The 2,693-nt window shown below is 76.9% G+C and carries 1 protein-coding gene; it reads right to left on the bottom strand.

Annotation, left to right across the window (positions count from 1 at the left end):
- A partial coding sequence (locus tag ACFQ3T_RS35750) for an ATP-binding protein (RefSeq protein WP_380730437.1) occupies positions 1-2,693 on the bottom strand: 2,693 nt, incomplete at both ends.

Below are 2,693 nucleotides of genomic sequence, written 5' to 3'. Positions count from 1 at the left end.
GGCCGCCGCCGCCCGCGCCGCCTTCGTCTCGCGCGACGCCTCCGCCTCGCACGCCTCGACGGCCGCCCGCGCCGTGGCGCGGTCACCCGCCGCCAACGACAGGCGGACCAGCTCCGGCAGCCACTGGTGGCGCAGCATCATGTCCGCGTACCGGGTGTCGAGGATCGCGCCCAGCACGGACACCGCCCGCGCGTGATCGCCGTCCCGCGCCGCCGCCATGGCCTGCGCCGCGATGAGGAAGTCGCAGTTCTCCCGGTACGCCTCGGTCACCAGCGGCAGGTTCAGGCCCTCGGACAGGTGCGCGTCCAGCCGGGGACCGTCGTCGCGGTGGGCCGCGATCAGCGCCACGACGCCGTGCAGCAGCACGGGACCGCCCTCCCGCAGCCCGTACCCGGTGAACTCGGGGTCGTCGAGCACGGTGCCCAGCCGGGCCACCGCGTCGTCCCAGCCACCGAGCCAGAACTGGTGCACGGCCGCCGCCAGGTGCAGCCCGGCCACCGGCGTGCCGCGCCCGGCGATGTCGAACGCCGTGTCCAGGCTGCGGCTCGCCTCGTCCAGCCGGTCGAGGCACTGCAACGTGAAGATCCTGTTGTCCAGCAACAACAACCGCAGGTCGGTCAGGCTCACGTCGGTGCCGACCACGTCGAGCGCCTGGTCCAGGTAGGCCACGGCGCGCGGGTAGTCCCGGCGCACGGCCTCGACCTGCCACAGCACCTCCAACGCCTGGGCGATCGCGAACGGGTCCGCCGCCCGCTCCCCCGCCTCGATCGCCTCCCGCGCGCTGGCCTCGGCGCCGTCCAGCTCGCCGATGCCCGCCCGCTGCACGAGGGCCAGCAACGACAGCAGGCGCGCCCGCCACCGGTCCGACAGCACCGGGTCCGCCAACGCCTCCCGTGACGCCCGCACGGCGTCCTCGGCCCGCGCGCCGCGGTACGGCATGTACGCGAGCGTCCACCGCACCTCGGCGATCCGGTCCGGTTCGCGCAGGCGCGGCAGCGCGCGGCGGGCGTGCTCCTCGGCCTCGGCGTCGCGGTTGATCCGGAACAACGCGCTGCTGAGGTGCGCGGCGAGCGTCGCGTCCCGCTCGTCCCGCGCCACCGACGACGACAGGCACCGCTGGAGCAGGTCGACGGCCACCAGCGGCGCGCGGTAGACCAGCGCGGGCGCCTGCTCCACCAGCCAGTCCAGCACCCACGACCCGACCTCGCCGGACGCGGCCAGCAGCTGCTCGGCCACGTGGTCGACGGGCGCGCCGGACGCCGCCAGCGCCCGCGCCGCCTGCTGGTGCAACGCGGTGCGCAGCGCGGCGGGCGTGCCCTCGTAGAGCGCCTGCCGGATCAACGGGTGGCGGAACGCCATGCGCGGCCCGGCGTCACGCAGCACGCCCGCCGCGATGGCCTCCTCCAGCCGCGCGGCCAGGTCGAACACCGGCGTCCCGAGGACCACCGACAGGTCGCCCACCACGAACTCGCCGCCGAGCAGCGCCGACCACCGCAGCACCTCCCGCGTCGGGTCGGTGAGGAAGTCGAGCCGGCCCGTCACGGCGGACACCAGCGACATCGGCGCCCGGTCGAACGCGTGCGCCGACACGTCCGCCACGCCGGTGTCGACCTCGACGACCTGCTCGCGCACCAACGCGTCCGCGACCTCCCGCACGTACAGCGGGTTGCCGCCGGCACGGGCCGCGATCGTGCGCAGGCCGGGGCCGGGCGTCGCGCCGACGAGCCGGCCGACGAGCCCCGCCACGTCGCCGTCGGCCAGGGGCCTGAGGTCGAAGACCGTGCCGCCGCCGGACTCGACGTCACGGCGCAGGCGCGCGATCTCGGCCCGGTACGGCACCGGTCGCGCCGCGCCGACGAGCAGCAGCCGGGTGCGCCGCGCCAGGGCGGACAGCCGGTGCCACAGGTGGGCGCTGGTCTCGTCCGCCCACTGGAGGTCGTCGAGCGCGACGGCGACCGGCCCGTCCGCGCACAGCTGCTCGACCAGGGCCACCAGCCGGTCGACCGCGCCGAACACCGGGTCGGAGTCGGCGAAGATCGACCCGGCGGGCCGTTCCTGCCCGAGCGCCCGGGCGGTCGCGGCCCGGCGCGAGTCCGGCGAGTTCGGCTCGACGGCGAAGGCGTCCAGCGCCAGGCGCAGCGGGAAGCGCGTGCCGAGCTCGTCGGCGACGGCGTGCGCGATCTCGTGACCGTGCCGCCGGGCGTGGGCCAGCACGGCGGCGAGCATCGCGGACTTCCCGATGCCCATCTCGCCTTCCAGCCACAGCAGCCGGCCGTGCCCGGCGGTGACGTCGTCCACCAGCCGCCGCACCGCGGCCAGCTCGGCGGTCCGCCCGACCAGCTCGGCGCCGGGGTCGGGTTCCCCCCGGACGCGGGGCGCGGGCGGTCGCGCGGACGGCGCCCGCTCGTCGCGCCGCGCGTGCTCCTCGCCCCGGGACCCCGTGGTGCCGAGGATTTGCGCGTGCACGGCACGCAGGCGTTGCCCCGGCTCGACGTGCAGCTCCGACACCAGCACGCGCCGGCCGTCGCGGAACACCTCCAGCGCCTCGGCGTTGCGCCCGGACCGGTGCAGGGCGAGCATCAGCAGCTCACGGGCGCGTTCCCGCAACGGCTCCTCGGCGACGAGCGCGGCCAGCTCCGCGACGACGTCGGCCGGGCCGCCCGCGGCCAGCGCCGCCTCCGCCCGCAGCTCCC

It is taken from the genome of Saccharothrix hoggarensis, from assembly GCF_042678885.1.
Taxonomy (GTDB): domain Bacteria; phylum Actinomycetota; class Actinomycetes; order Mycobacteriales; family Pseudonocardiaceae; genus Actinosynnema; species Actinosynnema hoggarensis.
Note: the sequence above shows the minus strand (reverse complement) of the source record. Positions and strands in the feature narration are given on the sequence as shown.